Annotated in this window: 1 protein-coding gene and 1 pseudogene; one reads left to right on the forward strand and one right to left on the reverse strand. The window is 72.8% G+C overall.

The window, feature by feature from the left end; translation table 11 throughout:
* The coding region (gene rpe / locus G3I65_RS45775) for a ribulose-phosphate 3-epimerase (RefSeq protein ID WP_160701650.1) at window positions 1–650 on the reverse strand (650 nt) is incomplete at its 3' end.
* Between the two features lie 121 nt (window positions 651–771).
* On the opposite strand from rpe, the pseudogene G3I65_RS45780 reads away from it, so the two are divergent.
* A pseudogene (locus G3I65_RS45780) lies at window positions 772–1,024 on the forward strand (two-component sensor histidine kinase); the annotation flags it as partial.

Below are 1,024 nucleotides of genomic sequence, written 5' to 3' on the forward strand. Positions count from 1 at the left end.
GCCTGCTCGCGCAGCGCGGCGACCGCTTTGCCCGGGTCGCCGGCGCCGTAGACGGCGGACCCGGCGACGAAGCAGTCGACGCCCGCCTCCGCGGCCTGCTCGATGGTGTCGGCGTTGATGCCGCCGTCGATCTCGACGACCAGCTTGAGGTGGCCGGTGTCGACCAGCCGCCGCGCGGTGCGGACCTTCTCCAGCACGTCGGCGATGAACGACTGGCCGCCGAAGCCCGGCTCGACCGACATCACCAGCAGCGTGTCGTAGTGCTTGAGCGCATCGAGCCACGGTTCGAGCGCGGTGCCCGGCTTGAGCGACAGCCCGGCCTTCGCCCCGGCGGCGCGCAGGTTCTTCGCCAGCGCGATCGGGTCCTTCGCGGCCTCGGCGTGCACGGTGACGTTGTAGGCGCCGGCCTCGGCGTAGCCGATCGCCCAGCGGTCCGGGTCCTCGATCATGAGGTGGCAGTCGATCGGCACGTCGGTGCTCTTCAGCAGTGCCTTCACGACGGGGAGGCCGAGGGTCAGGTTGGGCACGAAGTGCGCGTCCATGACGTCGACGTGGACCCAGTCGGCGCGGGTCTCCCCGCCGGCCGCGACGGCGGCGATCTCGTCGCCGAGCCGGGCGAAGTCCGCGGACAGGATGCTGGGGGCGATCAGGGGTCGGTCTGCCACGTCCCGAGTGTAGGAGGCCGCTGCTAACGCTCGCTAACCGGTTGTGACCAGGATCTGGCTCCCCGGAGGGAGGCGTGCGCCACTCCGGCCGCCCTAGGGTCGCGGCATGCCCGGTTTCGTGAAGTCCCTGCTGCACCCCGGTGGTTATCGCGGCCTGCCCTACGCCGTGCTGGGCGCGGTGCTGGCCGTCCCGGTGGCGCCGTTCGCCGTGCCCTGGGCGTTGCTGAGCCCGGCGGGACGGCCCCGCGTGCTGCTCGCCCTGATCGGCCTGGCGGTGCTGCTGGGCCTGCTGGGGTTGCTGGGACCGGTGCGGCGGTTCGGCGTCGCCGTGGCCAACGGGCTGCTCGGCACGGCGCTGC

It is taken from the genome of Amycolatopsis sp. SID8362 (assembly GCF_010550475.1).
In the GTDB taxonomy this organism is placed as follows: Bacteria; Actinomycetota; Actinomycetes; order Mycobacteriales; family Pseudonocardiaceae; genus Amycolatopsis; species Amycolatopsis eburnea.